Consider the following 16,094-nt stretch of genomic DNA (forward strand, 5'->3'; position numbering starts at 1 on the left):
GGTTTATATTAATTTTAGAAAGGTTGTAACCTTATTTAAACCGCAAAATATCAATTTTAATAGCCGATGATGGGTATTCTTCCACTTGATTGGAGGCAATTATGATCAATGCTTCGTGCGGAAGCTTAGTCAGTTGTTGCCAATACCAGTCCTTTGCTTGCGAATCTAAGTTGGTGGTTGGTTCATCTAAAAAATACATACTGGATTTAGTATTGAAGAGCAATCCCAACTTTAATCGCTGCCGCATGCCTGAGGAGAAATCGCGAATGGGTTTGTCTTTTGATGACGAAAGGTTCATGGCTTCCATGATTTGAGTCGCGTTCAAAGCCATCCGCACTGATTTGTGTCTAAAATGAAACTCCACCATTTCTTTCAAGGTGAACTCATCGATCAAATCCATGTAAGGTGTAGCAATCGACACGTATTGGAATACTTCTGAGATTGCTATTGGTTTCTCGTTGATTTGATAAGAGACGCTTCCGCGGCTAGGGATCATTTGCCCCCACAAAACTTGCATGAGGGTTGATTTGCCCGATCCGTTTGGCCCTAGTATGGCGTAGGTATTACCGCTCGAAAATTCAGCCGAAAAATTCCGGAAGATCCACTCTCGTTCAAACCGCTTGCCTAACTGGTGGGCAATAATTTTCATGCGCTAATGTTTATTTTTTAGGGTCGCATGCCTGTATGCCGTAGTGGCGGCATTCGGCACGCAGGCATGGAATGGCCTAGTTAACATTTAAAATAGCCACCAGCGGATATTTTTTGATGGCCATTTCATTATTCGAATGAACCTACCGCATTGGAGATACCCTTCATAATACCCCGCTCAGAGGCCCGAATAAATCTTATGATATAATCACGTTCATCGCTTACTGGTAATTCTTGCTCTACCAAATCCAACGCTTTGGCGTTGTTCAGTCCCTTCAAAAAGATGTATCGGTAGATTTCTTGAATCTCTGTAATCTTATCGGTATCAAACCCTCTTCTGCGTAGGCCAACAGAGTTGATGCCGGCATAGGTCAGTGGCTCACGTGCTGCTTTGGTATAGGGCGGAACATCTTTACGGACGAGCGAACCTCCGGAAACCATCACATGAGCACCGACTTTCACAAATTGATGAACCGCACTTGAACCACCAATGATGGCCCAATCTTCAATCTCTACATGACCTGCCACTTGCACTGCATTCACCAGAATACAGTTGTTGCCAATAATACAATCATGGGCAACATGTACATAGGCCATCAACAAGCAATTGTTGCCAATCACCGTTTTGAATTTATCGTTTGTGCCTCTGCTGATTGTTACGTACTCGCGGATAACTGTATTGTCACCGATAAACGTTTCCGTTTTTTCGCCCGCAAATTTTAAATCTTGTGGAACAGAGGAGATCGAAGCGCCAGGGTACACTTTTACATTTTTTCCAAGTCTGGAACCTTCCCATACAATAGCGTTGGGGCCAATCCATGAGTTATCGCCAATTACCACATCCCCTTTGACGGTTGCAAAAGGTTCTATCACAACATTATTTCCGATTTTGGCATCGGGGTGTACATGGGCCAATGGATGGTAACTCATAAATCTTTTCTGACAATGCTGGCCGTCATGGTGCCTTCGCACACCAGCGTATTTCCTACATAGGCTCTGCCAGCCATTTTTGCAATGCCCCTTCTAATAGGAGCCAATAGATCACATTGAATAACTAATGCATCACCAGGCAATACCATTTTCCTAAAACGAAACTCATCAATACCTAAAAAGTAGGTCCAGTAGTTTTCTGGGTCGGGCACGGTATTCAAAACTAAAACTCCACCAATCTGCGCCATGGCCTCTACTTGCAATACACCGGGCATCACAGGATTGCCAGGAAAATGACCTTGAAAGAAGTTTTCGTTTATGGTAACATTTTTTACTCCGACCACACGCTCACTATCTAAATAAATAATTTTATCAATCAACAAAAAGGGGTAGCGATGAGGAAGTGTATTGGTGATTTTGTTGATGTCCATAACCGGAGGCAACGATGGGTTGTACTTCGGCACCCCTTTTTTATCGCTCTCCTGCATTTGTTTCTTCAACTTCTTCGCGAATGCTACATTGGCGGCATGACCTGGCCGCGCTGCCAACACTTGTGCTTTCAATGGTCGGCCGGCCAAGGCTAGGTCACCTACAATATCTAATAGTTTATGTCTGGCGGGCTCGTTGTTGTAGCGAAGCTCGATGTTGTTAAGGATTCCTTCTTTCTTTACTTCGACTTTTGGCTTGCCGAGCATTTTGGCAATGTTTTCCAATTCATCTGGCTCGACTACCCGATCCACAATCACGATGGCATTGTTCAAATCACCTCCTTTTATCAAGTTGTTTTTGTAGAGCATTTCCAACTCATGCAAAAAACAAAAAGTGCGGCAAGAGGCAATCTCTTTTTCAAATTGTTGAATGCTGGTGATGGATGCATGCTGACTTCCCAAAACAGGTGAGTTGTAATCAACCATTACCGTTACGCGGTAATCATCAAGGGGTAAAGCTGCAATTTCTACATTGCGTGCCGCTTCCCTGTAAAAAATAGAATCCTGTACTTCAAAAAAATCACGAAGGGCATTTTGTTCTTCTGTGCCAATTTCCTTTATAGCATTTACGAATTGAATGGAACTACCATCCATGATTGGTGCTTCAGGGCCATCTAGCTGAATCAATACATTATCAATCTCTAAACCCACCAACGCAGCCAACGTATGCTCAATGGTGCTTATGCGAGCACCACTCTGTTCAATGGTGGTTCCGCGCGAAACATCAACCACCCGATCGCAATCCGCATCGATGATAGGAGAGCCTGGCAAATCGATGCGCTGAAATTTGATTCCGTGATTTGGCTTGGCGGGAACAAAGGTCATGTTGGTCTGAACCCCGGTATGTAATCCAACACCAGAAATCGTTACAGACTTCTTAATGGTTTGCTGTTTATGATTAAGCATTCTTGGTAAAAGAAGGCAAATTTAACGGTCTTTTAGTGGAATACAAGTGGCTAAGTAGGCGGCTTGGGCTAAGAGAAACCCAGTTATTTTATTTGCCATTCAAGCTTTCAGTAGGAACAACCTCTATTTTTTTCTCCAACTCCCTTAGCCGATGGTTGATGTCTGGCAATTGTTTAAACATGGCATACGATCGGAAGTATTCTTTGATATCGAAGACGGGGTAACCCAATAATCGTTGTCCTTCTTCTTTGATGGATTTGGGTACTCCTGCCTGCGCGCCCAAACTGGTGTTGTTAGCAATCACCAAATGCCCCGCAATGCCAACCTGCCCGGCAATCATACAATTTTCGCCCACTTTGGTTGAACCTGATATGCCGGTTTGAGCCGCGATGACGGTGTTCTTTCCTACTTCTACGTTGTGCGCAATTTGAATTAGGTTATCAAGCTTAACACCTTGGCGAACAATGGTAGAATCGCCAAACAAGGTGGCACAATCGATAACCGTATTTGCCCCAATTGCTACGTTATCTTCGATGATTACGTTACCGAGTTGAGGAATGGTTTTGTAGGTACCATCGGCTTGTGGCGCAAAGCCAAATCCATCGCTACCGATCACCGTACCTGAATGAATGACACAATTGTTTCCAATTTTTGTTCCTGCATACAATTTTACATTTGGGTGCAAAATCGTGTTGTTTCCTATCACTACATTATCGCCTATATAAACATGCGGATAGATTTTTACATTATCGCCAATATTTACATCGTTGCCAATGTAAGAGAATGCGCCTTGGTATAAACTTTTTCCGGCTGTTGAATTCTTGCCAAGGAAACTGGGTTGCTCTGTGCCTACTTTTTGAAAGCTGATAAGTTTGTGATATTCTTCTAGTAAAACCGTGAAACTAATGTAAGGGTTTTCCACAAGAATAAGGGAAGAGGTAATTTCTTTCTTAGGTTGAAAATCTTTTTTTACAATGACAGCGCTGGCGTTAGTGGTATAGATGTACTGCTCGTATTTTGGATTGGATAGAAATGCAATCTGACCCTTTTTTGCATCTTGTATTTTGGCGAGCATGTTTATCTTCTCGTTGCCATTGCCGCTTACCTCCCCACCCAGCATGCTAGCAATTTGCGAAACCGTAAATTCCATATTACAAATATAGATTTTTAGGCCAGCATAAATAATTTTTCTCCACAATTTTGCTGATGGCTTTAATGGTTGGTAAATCCGATGCGATGGCGATATCCACCAGTTCGCCAGCCTTGGTAAGCACGTGAATGGGTTGCCCAGCCGTTACATACGCTTCGTTGCTAACCGTGCCAAACGAAAACAGGTAGTTGGCATCTTTCCGTAAGATGGCGAAGGATTTATGTATCTGTTCGCGCACTTTTTCGATTTCTACCTTGCGAATAGGTTCAGTGGTTAATCGGATCTGAAACAGTTCGCGCAGCAACAAGCGATTGCATAATCCGGAAAGTATTTCATCGCGATGATCGCGCCAAAGCTTGAGGGCACCCCAAATATCGTTGTCATCCAATTGACCGAAGGTTTCCAGCAACTTGTTTTTGTTGCCCGAGAAATCTGATAAGGTGTGCTTGGTCTTTAAAAATATTTTTAATGCTTCACTGGCAGGTAGGTCTTCACCGGCTTCGTATAAATATTGTGCCCGTTTAACAATGTTCACCAACATACGCTCGGCACTTACCGAAGTTTTGTGTAGATACACTTGCCAATACATCAACCGCCTGGCATGCAAAAAACTCTCAATGCTAAAGATGCCTTTTTCTTCTACCACCAACTTATCGTAGTGTACATTGAGTAAGGCAATGATCCGATCCACCCCCACAGTTCCCTCCATTACACCTGTAAAAAAACTATCGCGTTTCAGATAGTCCAACCGATCTATATCCAGTTGACTGCTGATAAGTTGATTGAAGAATTTGCGCTTGTAGCCATTTCTAAAAAACTGCAGGGTAAGTTCAAGCGAACCGTTCATTTCTTGGTTCAACTCTTTCATAAATAAATACGAAATACTTTCGTGGTTTACCCCCACCAGCAGAGTTTCTTCTAAGGTATGGGATAGCGGTCCGTGGCCAATGTCGTGCAGCAAAATAGCGATTTGGGCTGCTTCAAATTCTTTTTCTGAAATCTCCACCCCCTTGGTTCGAAGGGTTTCCAAGGCTCTTCCCATCAAGTGCATGGCACCTAGGGCATGATGAAAGCGAGTGTGCTGGGCACCGGGGTAAACCAGCTCGGCCAGGCCAAGTTGTTTTACGTAACGAAGCCGCTGAAAGAATGGGTGCTGAATGATTTCAAAAATCAGTTCACTGCGGATGGAGATAAAGCCGTAAACGGGGTCGTTGATTATTTTCTTTTTATTCACCGGTTAGTTTCTGGTTATAAGTTTCCAGATTCAAGTTCAATAAACTAAATTGTAAAAAAATACTCGATGCAAAGGTACACTATTCTTTGGGCAGATGATGAAATTGATTTGCTAAAGCCACACATTCTTTTTTTGCAACAACGTGGGTACGACATTACCCCTGTCAACAACGGATCGGATGCCGTAGAGCTGGCGGAGGGCCGTGCTTTTGACATTGTTTTTTTAGATGAGCACATGCCCGGTATGTCGGGTTTGGAAGCACTCACCCAAATCAAAAGCAATAAGCCCAACCTGCCTATTGTGATGATTACGAAGAATGAAGAAGAACGGATTATGGAAGATGCGATTGGTGGAAAGATTGATGATTATCTCATAAAGCCAATCAATCCCAGTCAGATTTTACTTTCTATCAAAAAGATATTGGATAACAAGCGACTCGTAATCGAGAAAACAAATTCCAATTATCAACAAGAGTTCCGCAAGATAAGCATGGCATTTTTAGATGATATGAACCATGAGCAATGGACGGAGCTTTACAAAAAACTTGTTTTTTGGGATTTGCAAATGGATGAGGCGGATAATCGGGATATGGCCGAAGTATTGGATTCGCAAAAAGTGGAGGCCAATTTAAATTTTTGCCGGTTTATCAAGCGGAACTATGAATCGTGGTTGAACAATCCCAATATTGATAAACCCATGTTGTCTCATCAACTCATGAAGAAAAAAGTATTTCCGGAATTATCAAATACGGTTCCATGTTTTCTGATTTTGATTGACAACCTCCGCTTCGATCAATGGAAAACAATTGAACCATTGATAACCGAGTTCTTTACAGTAGAAAAAGAAGAAACGTATTATTCTATTTTGCCCACTACCACAGCCTATGCACGAAATGCCATCTTTTCGGGCATGTTGCCATCGGATATGGTAAAGACCTACCCTGATTTGTGGGTGGGGGAAGATGAAGATGAATCGAAAAATAATTTTGAAGATGAATTTTTAGCCAAACAATTAAAGCGAAACAATCTGAATATCAAATTCTCGTACAATAAAATCAAGAAATTAGAAGAAGGCCGTGATTTGGCCGATTCAGTCAATAATCTTTTTGGGAATTCGCTTAATGTGATTGTTTACAATTTTGTGGATATGCTCTCACATGCCCGCACCGACATGGCCATGATCAGGGAGTTAGCTCCTGATGAATCAGCCTATCGATCGATCACCAAATCGTGGTTTGCCCACTCGCCCTTGTTTGATATACTCAAAAAGATTTCGGAGAAAAAAGTAAAGATGATCATCACCACCGATCATGGCACGATCCGCGTGAAGCGACCGTTTAAAATCATTGGCGATAAAAGCGTCAATACGAACCTACGCTATAAGCAAGGTAAAAATTTAAATTACGAAGGAGAAAAAGTATTGGAGGCCACCAAGCCAGAGAAATTCTTTTTACCCAAAAGCAATGTTTCGACTTCGTATGTGTTTGCGTTGGAGGATCAGTTCTTTGCCTATCCCAACAACTATAATTACTACGTTAATTTCTATAAAGATACCTTTCAGCATGGTGGGGTCAGTTTAGAAGAGATGATAATCCCCATTATTTCATTAACTTCGAAAAATGTCTAACGTAGTTGCCGCTGATACTGCCCTCACTTATCGCCTCGACACTATTCACTCGGTTGCGGCTATTTTGTTGAATTCACTGGCGGATTTTTCGGTTTGCGTATTTCATGGTGAAATGGGAAGTGGAAAAACCACTTTGATAAAAGCAATCGGCCAACAATTGGGAGTAGAAGAAACAATGGCCAGCCCAACCTTTTCTATCGTAAATGAATACCAAACCTCTAAGGGAAAAACCATTTACCATTTCGATTTTTACCGATTGAAAAAAGAATCAGAGGCCTATGATATGGGAGTGCATGAATATTTTGATTCGGGCAGTTTATGCTTGGTAGAATGGCCCGATAAAATTCCATCGTTATTGCCACCTAGTTATTTTGAAGTTAATTTAACCTCTATCGATGCGGTAACCCGCGCCCTACGCTATGGCAGGCACTGAGAAAAAGAAAACAGGATTTGAAGCATTGGCTAAAACTAGTTTTTCGCCACAAGAGCAATTGATGAAAGTGAGGTCAAGTAAAAGAGCATTTTTCATTGGTCTGCCGAAAGAGACAGCCTTGCAAGAAAACCGAATCAGTTTAACCCCTGATGCTGTTGCTTTGCTGGTTAACAATGGTCACGAAGTGTGGGTGGAAACAAAGGCAGGCATCGGATCGAAGTTTACGGACAAACAATACAGCGAAGCAGGGGCTAAAATTGCTTACTCGCCTCAAGAAGTTTACAAAGCTGAAATCATTTTAAAAATTGAACCTCCCACTGTTGAAGAGATGGAATATTTTCATCCCGGACAGATGTTGATCTCGGCTTTGCAGATGGGCTATTTGAATGTAGAACGGGTGCAAGCCCTTTTGCGAAAACGAGTTACAGCTTTGGCCTATGAATTTATTGAAGACAAGGTTGGGGGCATACCCATTGTGCGCGCGATGAGCGAGATAGCAGGAAGTACGGTGATGCTGATTGCGGCTGAATATTTGAGTACCGTGAAAGGGGGCAAGGGAATAATTTTAGGAGGGATCACAGGCGTGCCACCTACTAAAGTCGTAATCATTGGTGCAGGAACGGTAGCAGAGTATAGTGCCAGGGCTGCGTTGAGCTTAGGCGCTGAAATTCAAGTATTCGATAATCATCTGTATAAACTTAGGAGGATTAAACATACACTTGGTCATCAATTTTACACCTCCACCATCGATACGGTTACACTAAGTGAATCGTTAAAAAATGCAGATGTGGTGATCGGTGCCTTGCGTGCAGAAAAAGGTCGTGTACGCCACGTGGTATCAGAAGAAATGGTGAGTCACATGAAACCTGACTCTTTGATCATCGATTTGAGTATCGATCAAGGGGGATGCATAGCTACCTCGGAAATTACATCGCATGCCAATCCGGTGTTTAGAAAATACGATGTGATTCATTACTGTGTTCCCAACGTTGCTTCCCGTGTTGCCAACACGGCAACCACCGCACTAAGCAATATTTTTACACCAACTATTTTACGGGCAGCCGAAGAGGGTGGGGTAGAAGAAATGATTTTTGCCCATCGCTGGTTTATGAAAGGCGTTTACACCTACAAGGGTAGCCTGACGAATGAATCAGTGGCTCGAAAATTTAACATGAAACATAAAGATATTGAATTACTATTTGCCGCCAGGGCTTAATCTTTCTATCGTATGGCACACGACAATCTAAACTACCAACTTGGTTTGATACACTTAGTTCATTTGCTAGTAACGGTAGATGGACACATTGATGATCGCGAACGGGCAGCGATTTCCGCTTTAAGAAAGGAAGAGAATATGAGTGAGAAACTCTGCCTTGATTTTGAAAAGAAGGTAGAGACTATGAAAGAGCAAGAAATTTATTCCGCTGGCATTAACCTTTTATCAACTTGCTCGGACGAAGAAAGATTGGCTGCCTTTGTCCATTTGTATAAATTAGCTGAAGCAGATTCCAGCATCAGTAACAAAGAGGTTCGGTTTTTGCTCTACGGCCTCAAAATAAATAATGTTAGTTTTGAAGACGTGGTTTTGTCCGCAAATATGACGGGTAAATAAAATCACAACTTGATAAACTTATTCACGAATCCAACATTCGTTTTAAAAAGGTACGGCCCGCTAGCAAGTGATGAAACGTCTATTGCTTCATGCGAATGACTTGTGTCGCCCACCAAATGAGTCCTTCCCATCAAATCAATAATGGACCATGAGGTATTTTCACCAATAATGTTTAATTGGTCTTGAACCACGGTTGGAAAAATTTGAAACTCATTTGAAGAAATATTGCCCGTAGTGAGTTGCGAGTATAATTGAGAAACAGGAATGATTTGCTTGGAGATATTGGCGTGAGCCCAGCGCAATTTCATAGAGGCACTCCCTTGCTCTTCAAAATATTCAATTTTGATCGGATAACGATTGCCGGCCGTAAGATTGATGTTGCCACTCCATTCGGTCGCTGGTTGCGGAATCCATTTGTCAACAAGTAAGTTATCATTAACCCACAATCGAACACCATCATCACTTTCTGTGAAGAAAGTGTAATTTCCACTCAAGGGTGGTTCGATTTCCCCAATCCATCGAACCGTAAAGAAATCTCCATTGATACCATTGCTCGGAGAGTCTGTGCCCCAATTAAAATCAACCTTCGGATCAGTTCTTACTAGTGTTGGACTGTTTGTGAAGGAACGAGAGGTTGTATTGTAGTATAAACCCAGAAGGCCATTTCCATTACCAACAGGCAACTCGATATAAGTAGCCGTAAAAATTTTGTTAGTTGCGGATGTATTAAAACTAAAAAACCGTCCAACACCTGCCTCTGACCATGCATTGAACAGGTAGGCCTTTCCACTCGAAGTGGCTGAAGTAGGTGCTTCCACCGTTCGTGTCACGCCAATTACACTAGTGATTACAGCGGGCGTTGTGGTTGGTTGTCCATCTACTAATATCGAAAGACCGGGTGGCACAGTCTCTACACGGAAGGTTGATTTTTGAGGAAACACATCTACATAAATTGTATTGCTCAAACCTTGACTGTCCGTTGCAGTTAAAATAAAGCGGTACCAAACATTATCAGCCGTTTCTCCTATGCGGGGCACGGTATAATTTCCTGCACCCATTCCGGATGTGGGGCCTAATCCTGGATGAACATGGGTATCGTGATGGAAATCAATTTTCCATGTAAGCTGATCGACTGGTATCGCTCCATCTTCGGCATCAGTAGCGCTTCCTGAAAAAGAAATGATTTGACCGCCTTGATAGGTTGAGCCAATAGTAGGGGTAAGGATTGTTGGAATAGGTCTTGTATTTGTTGTTACGGTTAAAGCAGCATTAGCACTGGTCACACTTCCAAGGCCATTGCTGATCACGCATGAAAATTGTTTGCCTGAGTCAGTAAGTTGAGCATTTAAGAATGTGTAACTAGATGAAGCAGCGCCAGTAATAGGAATACTATCTATTTGCCATTGATAGGTGAGGGGTTGTGCACCTGAACCAGAAACTTGAAAGTTTACATTTTCTCCGATGGGTACTACTACTGATTGCGGTTGACTTGAAATGGTGGGAATGCCGGATCCTGTATACACTACTTTCCACAGCGAGCCATTATTTGTGCTGGTATTATCCCCTTCCGATCCTCCCCCCAACCCAGCGCGTGCCATGTAGTAAAGCGCCCCATCTTTACCAATAAGCAATGCCACAGGCCGATTGATTCCGGTAGCAAAAGTGCCAATCAAGTTTCCGGTTGAAGAATCCAACATTTTGATGTACCCATTGCAGTAGTCGGCAAAGAAAAATCGGCCTACATATTCAGAAGGAAAAACCACGGAAGCGGGATTGTAAAATGCTGCTCCAATGACTGCACAACCTTGACCGTGATCATAAAAATAAAAAGGGTCAGAGTAGTTGGCTGGAGGCGTTTGCGTGGTGCGTTTTCCTTCAATCAAAGGCCAGCCATAGTTTTTTCCAGCCTGTACCCAATTGATTTCTTCAAATGAAGAGCCACCAACATCACCCACAAAAATTTTTCCACTGCCTGATTGAATGGCCATTGAAAACGGGTTGCGAAAACCCAATGCCCAAATAGCTCTCAGGTTTCCAGTAACTGAATTATAAAAAGGATTATCGGTGGGGATCAGGTTAGTAGGATCGGTATTGATACGCAATACTTTGCCAAGCAAAGAACCCATGTTTTGAGAATTTGCTGAATTGGCGCCATCGCCCGTGCCGATATACAATTTTCCATCAGAGCCAAATACCATCGAGCCCGCATTGTGAATAGAGCCGGACAATATATCTAGGTCAAGAAGCACCACTTCGCTTCCGGGCAACGTGGAGTTTCCGTTCGCGGTAAATCGGCTTATCCGATTTCGATTTGCACCGGGCACGGTATAATAAACGTAGTAGTAATTGTTGATTTCAAAATTGGGATCCAACACGAGGTGGCCAAGCCCTCTTTCATTAAAGTTATCAACGGCTAAGGATAAAAAATTAGTAGTTAATAGAACCCCGTTTTCTATTACTACTATTTTTCCGCTCTTGATGGTTATTAATATTCTTCCATCGGGGGTCATCACCATATCGGTGGGGTCAAGGTTTTGTGCAAGAAGTGATTCATTAAAACCGGCTGGCAGTTGTGCCGCATTTGCTGCGCAGATGCTTACTACTGAACAAAGTGCAATGATTATCTTCTTCATACTGAATTGAACACGAAGCTACTCTTTTATCTTCCAAAAGGTATGCGCTTGAAAACCAAATGGCCGTTGCTGATAACCATCAGGACATCTTGTAAGAAGCGAATTTCTTCCAATGGGTTGCCCGGTACTAAAATCAAGTCAGCCTCCATTCCGGGCATTACTTTGCCGGTTTGCTGATCAATCTTCAATAACTCAGCCGCTGTGTTGGTGGCAGCTTGCATAGCTTGAAAGTTTGTCATCCCCATGCGCACAAAATGCGCACATTCCAATGAAATCCGGCTCGTACTAATCGCTTGGTAACTGTTGTCTGCACCAGTAGCGATTTTAACATTTAATTGCAATGCTTTTTTAAAAACCTTCTCTGCTTGCGGCACCATAAATTTGCCACGTAACTCCAGCACGGGCCCAACGTAATCGCCACCGGGTTGCGTGAGATCTTCTAGCGTAACAAACGTAGGAACCAGGTACGTGCCCCGCTGTTTCATTAGCTGCAATGTCTCATCGCTTAAAAAAGTCCCGTGTTCAATACTGCGCGCTCCGGCTAGCACGGCCGCCTTTGCTCCTTCATCGCCATGTGCGTGTACCATGACAGGCACATTTCTTTTGCCGGCCTCTTCCACGATGACCCGTATTTGTTGTTCGGTGTATACTTGTTCTCGCGGATCCGTATCGGGCCTTCCCGCCCGTTCGGTGCCACGTGTCTTGATCACTTTTGCCCCTCGATCGATGTTTACGTTTACAAGAAGGCGAAGCTCGTCATCGCTTTTTACACCTTTGATAAGTGGGCCCAGCCGCACATCGGCAAGCACGGTTTCTTCTAAATTTGGACTGACATAGACGCCCGCGGGAACTACGTCTGGCCCGGGGAGCCGATTGCTATTTACCAACTCCATTAACGAAACATCTTGATAGGCAGAAACGCCTGCAGTACGCACCGTGGTTACGCCTGTTTCGAGCGCTCGCTTGGCAGCTGCAAGGTTATCGAGATGGGTATGTGCGTCAATTAATCCTGGTAACAAAAAATAACTTTGGCAATCGATGACCTCATAACCTCCTGTTGCATCTGCTGCTTTTCCGATTTTTTCGATCTTGCCACTCTTGATGAAAACAATTGAATTGGCGTAGACCTTGTTTTCAAATCCATTGATAACGTTCACGTTGATCAACGCGTAGTTCTTCTGCTCGAGAGGTTGAGCCATTAGAAATAAGGGAAAGAGAATAACGGCCAGGAAAAGGTTGAGCGATTTCATAAGTGTATATTTAGTACTTGTAAATTGGTGAATTGGCAGCATTAAAAAAAGTTGTGGGAACTGATCAATGTCATACTTATCAAATCCGTTAACCCATACTTTTGAATTACCGAAGCGTGGAATAAAACTAAATTGCCCCATGAAAATTTTAAAACATTTTGTCTTGGTCATGCTAATTGAGCTGGTATTGGTGGGCTGTTCAGTGCGCGTGCACACGAAATTTGATCCGCGTATCGATTTTACACAATATAAAAGATATTGTTGGTTGGAAGGATGCGAGTTTACTTTTATGGGGCCATCGTACATCAATAATCAAAAAGTGAAAGAATTGATGGAGAAGGCAGTGAAGGCGGAAATGCAAAAAAAAGGGTTTACCTATGACCGCGAAGATCCTCAGTTGCTGTTGGATGTGCACGAGGCTGTAGAAACAGATACGGCTTATATTTATCACCGGTCAAACGAAGAGGCGGTTTTTATGAACTTTGCGCCCTCTCAGCAGATTTTGCTTTTGAAAGGTACACTGATCGTAGACATGATTGACAAACAAACAGGCCGCATGATCTGGAGGTCGGTAGCCACTTCTTATCTGGAAAAAAATCCAGCGCTGACGGAGGAGAATTTTGCCAACGGTGTGGCGATCGTTTTGAGAAAGTTTCCTCCGAAGAGAAATAAGTAAGATTTTTCATCGCGTAAAAAAGCATTACTAACTTCAGAAATTTTCGTGGAGGAGTTTTTTGGTTTTACTGGTACGCACCAGATAATACATGATTAACCCAATCGGGCCGAAGAAAAAAGTAAGGAGTAAACAGGGTATCATCGCCCAATGCGAAATGCCATGTTTCTGGCCATTGCTCAGCTCCCAACTTCCGATGAACATATCAAAGGCTAGGTAATGTATCCAGCCCGCGGTTACGCCCCAAGGGCTTGTGAAAAGCTTCATCACGCCTTGCAATGAATTGAAATCACCCTCGTCCTTCCCAAAAAATAAAACAATTAATACTACGTACACGAGGCCGAGCAGCAATGGGAAGATACCAGAAATAACAATTGTTTTTGTCCAGCGCCATTTGGGGGCAATAATCATCAAGAGCCAGCCCAAGGGCGCAATGCTGTTGCAGATTTTAAAGAGTAAATCGGGAGTCATAGTCGGATTGGGTTAGTCAATAAAGTTACTGATTTATTGGTGCGGTTGATGTATTTTAATGAATTTTGATAAACTAAATCTGGAGTTATGAACATCAAGGCTTTTCTTCTTTTAGTTTTCACTTTACTTTCCACTAGCATGCAAGCACAAGAAAGAAAATACTTAGCGCTGGGCGATTCGTACACCATAGGCGAAAGCGTGAGTGAGGCTGAACGGTGGCCCAATCAATTAACTGATTCCCTAAATAGGAAGGGCTTCAAAATCGGCAGGCCTACCATTATTGCAACAACAGGTTGGCGCACCGATAATTTGAAGAATGCTATGAACATTGCTCAACTCAAACCAGAGTACGATTTGGTTTCGTTGTTGATTGGTGTAAACAACCAATACCAAGGCAAGCCTGCCGACCAATATGCCAAAGAGTTTGAGGATTTGTTGAAGACGGCCATTCACCTTGCTAAGGGCAAAAAAGAAAATGTGATAGTGGTTTCTATTCCTGATTATGGCTATACCCCTTTTGGTAAACCTAAACAAGAAGCGATTACCAAGGCCATTGACTTGTTTAATGAAATCAATGCGCGCATTACCTATCAACACAAAGTGCAATATTTCAACATTACCGAAATTTCGCGCGATGGTTTAACCGAACCCAATCTGGTAGCCAGCGATGGTTTGCATCCTTCGGGTAAAATGTATGCCGAATGGGTGGAGTTGATTGTAAAGGATTTGGAGTGGAGGTAGTTCATTTAGAATTAGTTAAATTGAACCTTAAACTTGTTAAATATGGCCGCATTGAATATTGAAAAAGAGAAACTGGAGATAATAAAATGGGTGACCAACCTTAAGGACAACACGGCAATCGAGAGACTGCGAATGCTGCGCACCCATCCAAGAAAAGCAGACTGGTGGAATGAGATTACGGAAGAAGAAAAGTTAGCCATTGATGCAGGTATTGCTGATATTAAAGCTGGCCGAGTAAAACCACATAAAGAAGCGAAGAAGCTTTATGAAAAATGGCTATAAGCTGCTTTGGTCTGAGCGCGCATTATCCGACCTGAAGAACATCGTTGATTATCTGCTTGAAAATTGGACAGAAAAAGAACTAAAAAATTTTGCAAGAAGTCTTGATAAACGACTTGAAATAATCTCGTTCAACCCAAAAATATTTCCGAAGACGAGAAAAAGAAAAGAAATTAGAAAATCAGTTCTTACAAAACATACTGTTATTTACTATGAGACTTCAGATAAAGTAATAACTATTATCACCCTTTTTGACCCTCGTCAGAATCCAAATAAGTTAAAGCTATAATAGAAACAGTCTTTGACCTAAAGAAGATTTACGAGTAAAGCACCCAAATTCCTCGCCACAATTTCATGCCCCTTTGCAGTAGGGTGAATGCCATCCGCTTGGTTTAGTTTTTCATCGCCAGCTACTCCTTCCAAAATAAAAGGCATCAATGTGGCTTTGTTCTTTTTAGCAAGTTCGGGGTAGATAACCTTGAACTCATTGCTGTATTTGGTACCCATGTTTGGCGGTACCATCATACCCGCCATCAAGATTTTAGCGTTTGGGTATCTTGCTTTCACTTTGTCGATAATGCCTTGAAGATTTTTTCTGGTTTGTTCTACGGGCAGCCCGCGCAAGCCATCGTTTGCTCCTAGCTCCAGCACAAAAATGTCGAGCGGTTGCTTTAGCACCCAGTCGATGCGGGCTAGGCCACCGGCCGAGGTTTCACCACTTAATCCGGCATTGATGGCCTTCACTTTTGTGGCGCCTTTGTTCAAATCCTTTTCAATCAAGGCGGGGAAAGCTTCCTCAACCGAAAGCCCGTAACCGGCTGTGAGGCTATCGCCAAAAAATAGGATTGTTTTTGGTGATGGATTTTTTTGAAACACCATCAACAATGCAATAAATACAATACTTTTACCGACCATAGGTGCAAGGTAGAGTTTGCTCTCAAAACTTTTGAATGCAATTTCAAAAATTTTGATAAAAATTTGTTAGCTAAAGTAAAATGGTCCGAATAAGAATTATTTTTA

General features: G+C 42.6%; 17 protein-coding genes. 8 read left to right on the top strand and 9 right to left on the bottom strand.

Translation table 11 applies throughout. The features are described from left to right. Positions 1-31: 31 nt before the first annotated feature. The 5 genes from KA713_02585 to KA713_02605 form a co-directional block, all read right to left on the bottom strand. The gene (locus KA713_02585) at positions 32-649 is read right to left on the bottom strand and encodes an ATP-binding cassette domain-containing protein (GenBank protein ID UXE67512.1); all 618 of its coding nucleotides are present in this window, start codon (positions 647-649) and stop codon (positions 32-34) included. Between the two features lie 128 nt (positions 650-777). After that, a complete protein-coding gene (gene lpxA / locus KA713_02590) occupies positions 778-1,578 on the bottom strand; it encodes an acyl-ACP--UDP-N-acetylglucosamine O-acyltransferase (protein UXE67513.1) in 801 nt (266 codons plus the stop codon). Next, entirely contained in the window at positions 1,575-2,972 is a 1,398-nt protein-coding gene (locus KA713_02595; GenBank protein ID UXE67514.1) for a bifunctional UDP-3-O-[3-hydroxymyristoyl] N-acetylglucosamine deacetylase/3-hydroxyacyl-ACP dehydratase, read from the bottom strand. Before KA713_02595 ends, lpxA begins: the two co-directional genes overlap by 4 nt. 88 nt (positions 2,973-3,060) lie before the next feature. Further along, positions 3,061-4,122 (bottom strand): UDP-3-O-(3-hydroxymyristoyl)glucosamine N-acyltransferase, encoded by a 1,062-nt coding sequence (gene lpxD, locus KA713_02600; protein UXE67515.1) that lies wholly within the window; start codon positions 4,120-4,122, stop codon positions 3,061-3,063. 1 nt (position 4,123) lies between these two features. Next, a complete protein-coding gene (locus KA713_02605) occupies positions 4,124-5,356 on the bottom strand; it encodes an HD domain-containing protein (GenBank protein ID UXE67516.1) in 1,233 nt (410 codons plus the stop codon). A 66-nt stretch (positions 5,357-5,422) separates the two neighbouring features. On the opposite strand from KA713_02605, the gene KA713_02610 reads away from it, so the two are divergent. From KA713_02610 to KA713_02625, 4 genes are read left to right on the top strand one after another with little or no spacing between them, the layout of a single operon-like run. After that, positions 5,423-6,982 carry a PglZ domain-containing protein gene (locus KA713_02610; GenBank protein ID UXE67517.1) on the top strand — a complete coding sequence of 520 codons (1,560 nt, stop codon included), beginning with the start codon at positions 5,423-5,425 and terminating at the stop codon, positions 6,980-6,982. Next, complete coding sequence (gene tsaE, locus KA713_02615; GenBank protein UXE67518.1) at positions 6,975-7,415, top strand: tRNA (adenosine(37)-N6)-threonylcarbamoyltransferase complex ATPase subunit type 1 TsaE; 441 nt, start codon at positions 6,975-6,977, stop codon at positions 7,413-7,415. The genes KA713_02610 and tsaE overlap by 8 nt, the downstream gene beginning before the upstream one ends. Then, positions 7,402-8,631, top strand: a complete 1,230-nt coding sequence (locus KA713_02620; protein ID UXE67519.1) for an alanine dehydrogenase — start codon at positions 7,402-7,404, stop codon at positions 8,629-8,631. The genes tsaE and KA713_02620 overlap by 14 nt, the downstream gene beginning before the upstream one ends. 12 nt (positions 8,632-8,643) lie before the next feature. Continuing rightward, positions 8,644-9,027: a TerB family tellurite resistance protein gene (locus tag KA713_02625; protein UXE67520.1), complete on the top strand. Its 384-nt coding sequence runs from the start codon at positions 8,644-8,646 to the stop codon at positions 9,025-9,027. A 2-nt stretch (positions 9,028-9,029) separates the two neighbouring features. On the opposite strand, the gene KA713_02630 is transcribed toward KA713_02625, so the two are convergent. After that, positions 9,030-11,660, bottom strand: a complete 2,631-nt coding sequence (locus KA713_02630) for a PQQ-dependent sugar dehydrogenase (protein UXE67521.1) — start codon at positions 11,658-11,660, stop codon at positions 9,030-9,032. A 26-nt stretch (positions 11,661-11,686) separates the two neighbouring features. Continuing rightward, entirely contained in the window at positions 11,687-12,910 is a 1,224-nt protein-coding gene (locus KA713_02635; GenBank protein UXE67522.1) for an amidohydrolase family protein, read from the bottom strand. Positions 12,911-13,049: 139 nt separating this feature from the next. On the opposite strand from KA713_02635, the gene KA713_02640 reads away from it, so the two are divergent. Further along, positions 13,050-13,586 carry a DUF4136 domain-containing protein gene (locus KA713_02640; protein ID UXE67523.1) on the top strand — a complete coding sequence of 179 codons (537 nt, stop codon included), beginning with the start codon at positions 13,050-13,052 and terminating at the stop codon, positions 13,584-13,586. 33 nt (positions 13,587-13,619) lie between these two features. On the opposite strand, the gene KA713_02645 is transcribed toward KA713_02640, so the two are convergent. After that, positions 13,620-14,054 (bottom strand): DUF4281 domain-containing protein, encoded by a 435-nt coding sequence (locus KA713_02645; GenBank protein ID UXE67524.1) that lies wholly within the window; start codon positions 14,052-14,054, stop codon positions 13,620-13,622. A gap of 87 nt (positions 14,055-14,141) precedes the next feature. On the opposite strand from KA713_02645, the gene KA713_02650 reads away from it, so the two are divergent. Genes KA713_02650 through KA713_02660 form a run of 3 tightly spaced genes read left to right on the top strand, consistent with a single transcriptional unit; the run spans position 14,142 to position 15,363 of the window. Continuing rightward, the gene (locus KA713_02650) at positions 14,142-14,795 is read left to right on the top strand and encodes an SGNH/GDSL hydrolase family protein (GenBank protein UXE67525.1); all 654 of its coding nucleotides are present in this window, start codon (positions 14,142-14,144) and stop codon (positions 14,793-14,795) included. A 42-nt stretch (positions 14,796-14,837) separates the two neighbouring features. Further along, complete coding sequence (locus KA713_02655; GenBank protein ID UXE67526.1) at positions 14,838-15,077, top strand: hypothetical protein; 240 nt, start codon at positions 14,838-14,840, stop codon at positions 15,075-15,077. Continuing rightward, positions 15,061-15,363: a type II toxin-antitoxin system RelE/ParE family toxin gene (locus KA713_02660; GenBank protein ID UXE67527.1), complete on the top strand. Its 303-nt coding sequence runs from the start codon at positions 15,061-15,063 to the stop codon at positions 15,361-15,363. Before KA713_02655 ends, KA713_02660 begins: the two co-directional genes overlap by 17 nt. 17 nt (positions 15,364-15,380) lie before the next feature. On the opposite strand, the gene KA713_02665 is transcribed toward KA713_02660, so the two are convergent. Beyond that, positions 15,381-15,989: an arylesterase gene (locus KA713_02665; GenBank protein ID UXE67528.1), complete on the bottom strand. Its 609-nt coding sequence runs from the start codon at positions 15,987-15,989 to the stop codon at positions 15,381-15,383. Between the last annotated feature and the right edge of the window lie 105 nt (positions 15,990-16,094).

The organism is Chryseotalea sp. WA131a (assembly GCA_025370075.1).
In the GTDB taxonomy this organism is placed as follows: Bacteria; Bacteroidota; Bacteroidia; order Cytophagales; family Cyclobacteriaceae; genus ELB16-189.

Bases quoted from the DNA above. Each gene is read 5' to 3' on its own strand.
- KA713_02585 (UXE67512.1), bottom strand. From the start codon at position 649: ATGAAAATTATTGCCCACCAGTTAGGCAAGCGGTTTGAACGAGAGTGG.
- lpxA (UXE67513.1), bottom strand. From the start codon at position 1,578: ATGAGTTACCATCCATTGGCCCATGTACACCCCGATGCCAAAATCGGA.
- KA713_02595 (UXE67514.1), bottom strand. From the start codon at position 2,972: ATGCTTAATCATAAACAGCAAACCATTAAGAAGTCTGTAACGATTTCT.
- lpxD (UXE67515.1), bottom strand. From the start codon at position 4,122: ATGGAATTTACGGTTTCGCAAATTGCTAGCATGCTGGGTGGGGAGGTA.
- KA713_02610 (UXE67517.1), top strand. From the start codon at position 5,423: ATGCAAAGGTACACTATTCTTTGGGCAGATGATGAAATTGATTTGCTA.
- tsaE (UXE67518.1), top strand. From the start codon at position 6,975: ATGTCTAACGTAGTTGCCGCTGATACTGCCCTCACTTATCGCCTCGAC.
- KA713_02620 (UXE67519.1), top strand. From the start codon at position 7,402: ATGGCAGGCACTGAGAAAAAGAAAACAGGATTTGAAGCATTGGCTAAA.
- KA713_02625 (UXE67520.1), top strand. From the start codon at position 8,644: ATGGCACACGACAATCTAAACTACCAACTTGGTTTGATACACTTAGTT.
- KA713_02630 (UXE67521.1), bottom strand. From the start codon at position 11,660: ATGAAGAAGATAATCATTGCACTTTGTTCAGTAGTAAGCATCTGCGCA.
- KA713_02635 (UXE67522.1), bottom strand. From the start codon at position 12,910: ATGAAATCGCTCAACCTTTTCCTGGCCGTTATTCTCTTTCCCTTATTT.
- KA713_02640 (UXE67523.1), top strand. From the start codon at position 13,050: ATGAAAATTTTAAAACATTTTGTCTTGGTCATGCTAATTGAGCTGGTA.
- KA713_02645 (UXE67524.1), bottom strand. From the start codon at position 14,054: ATGACTCCCGATTTACTCTTTAAAATCTGCAACAGCATTGCGCCCTTG.
- KA713_02650 (UXE67525.1), top strand. From the start codon at position 14,142: ATGAACATCAAGGCTTTTCTTCTTTTAGTTTTCACTTTACTTTCCACT.
- KA713_02655 (UXE67526.1), top strand. From the start codon at position 14,838: ATGGCCGCATTGAATATTGAAAAAGAGAAACTGGAGATAATAAAATGG.
- KA713_02660 (UXE67527.1), top strand. From the start codon at position 15,061: ATGAAAAATGGCTATAAGCTGCTTTGGTCTGAGCGCGCATTATCCGAC.
- KA713_02665 (UXE67528.1), bottom strand. From the start codon at position 15,989: ATGGTCGGTAAAAGTATTGTATTTATTGCATTGTTGATGGTGTTTCAA.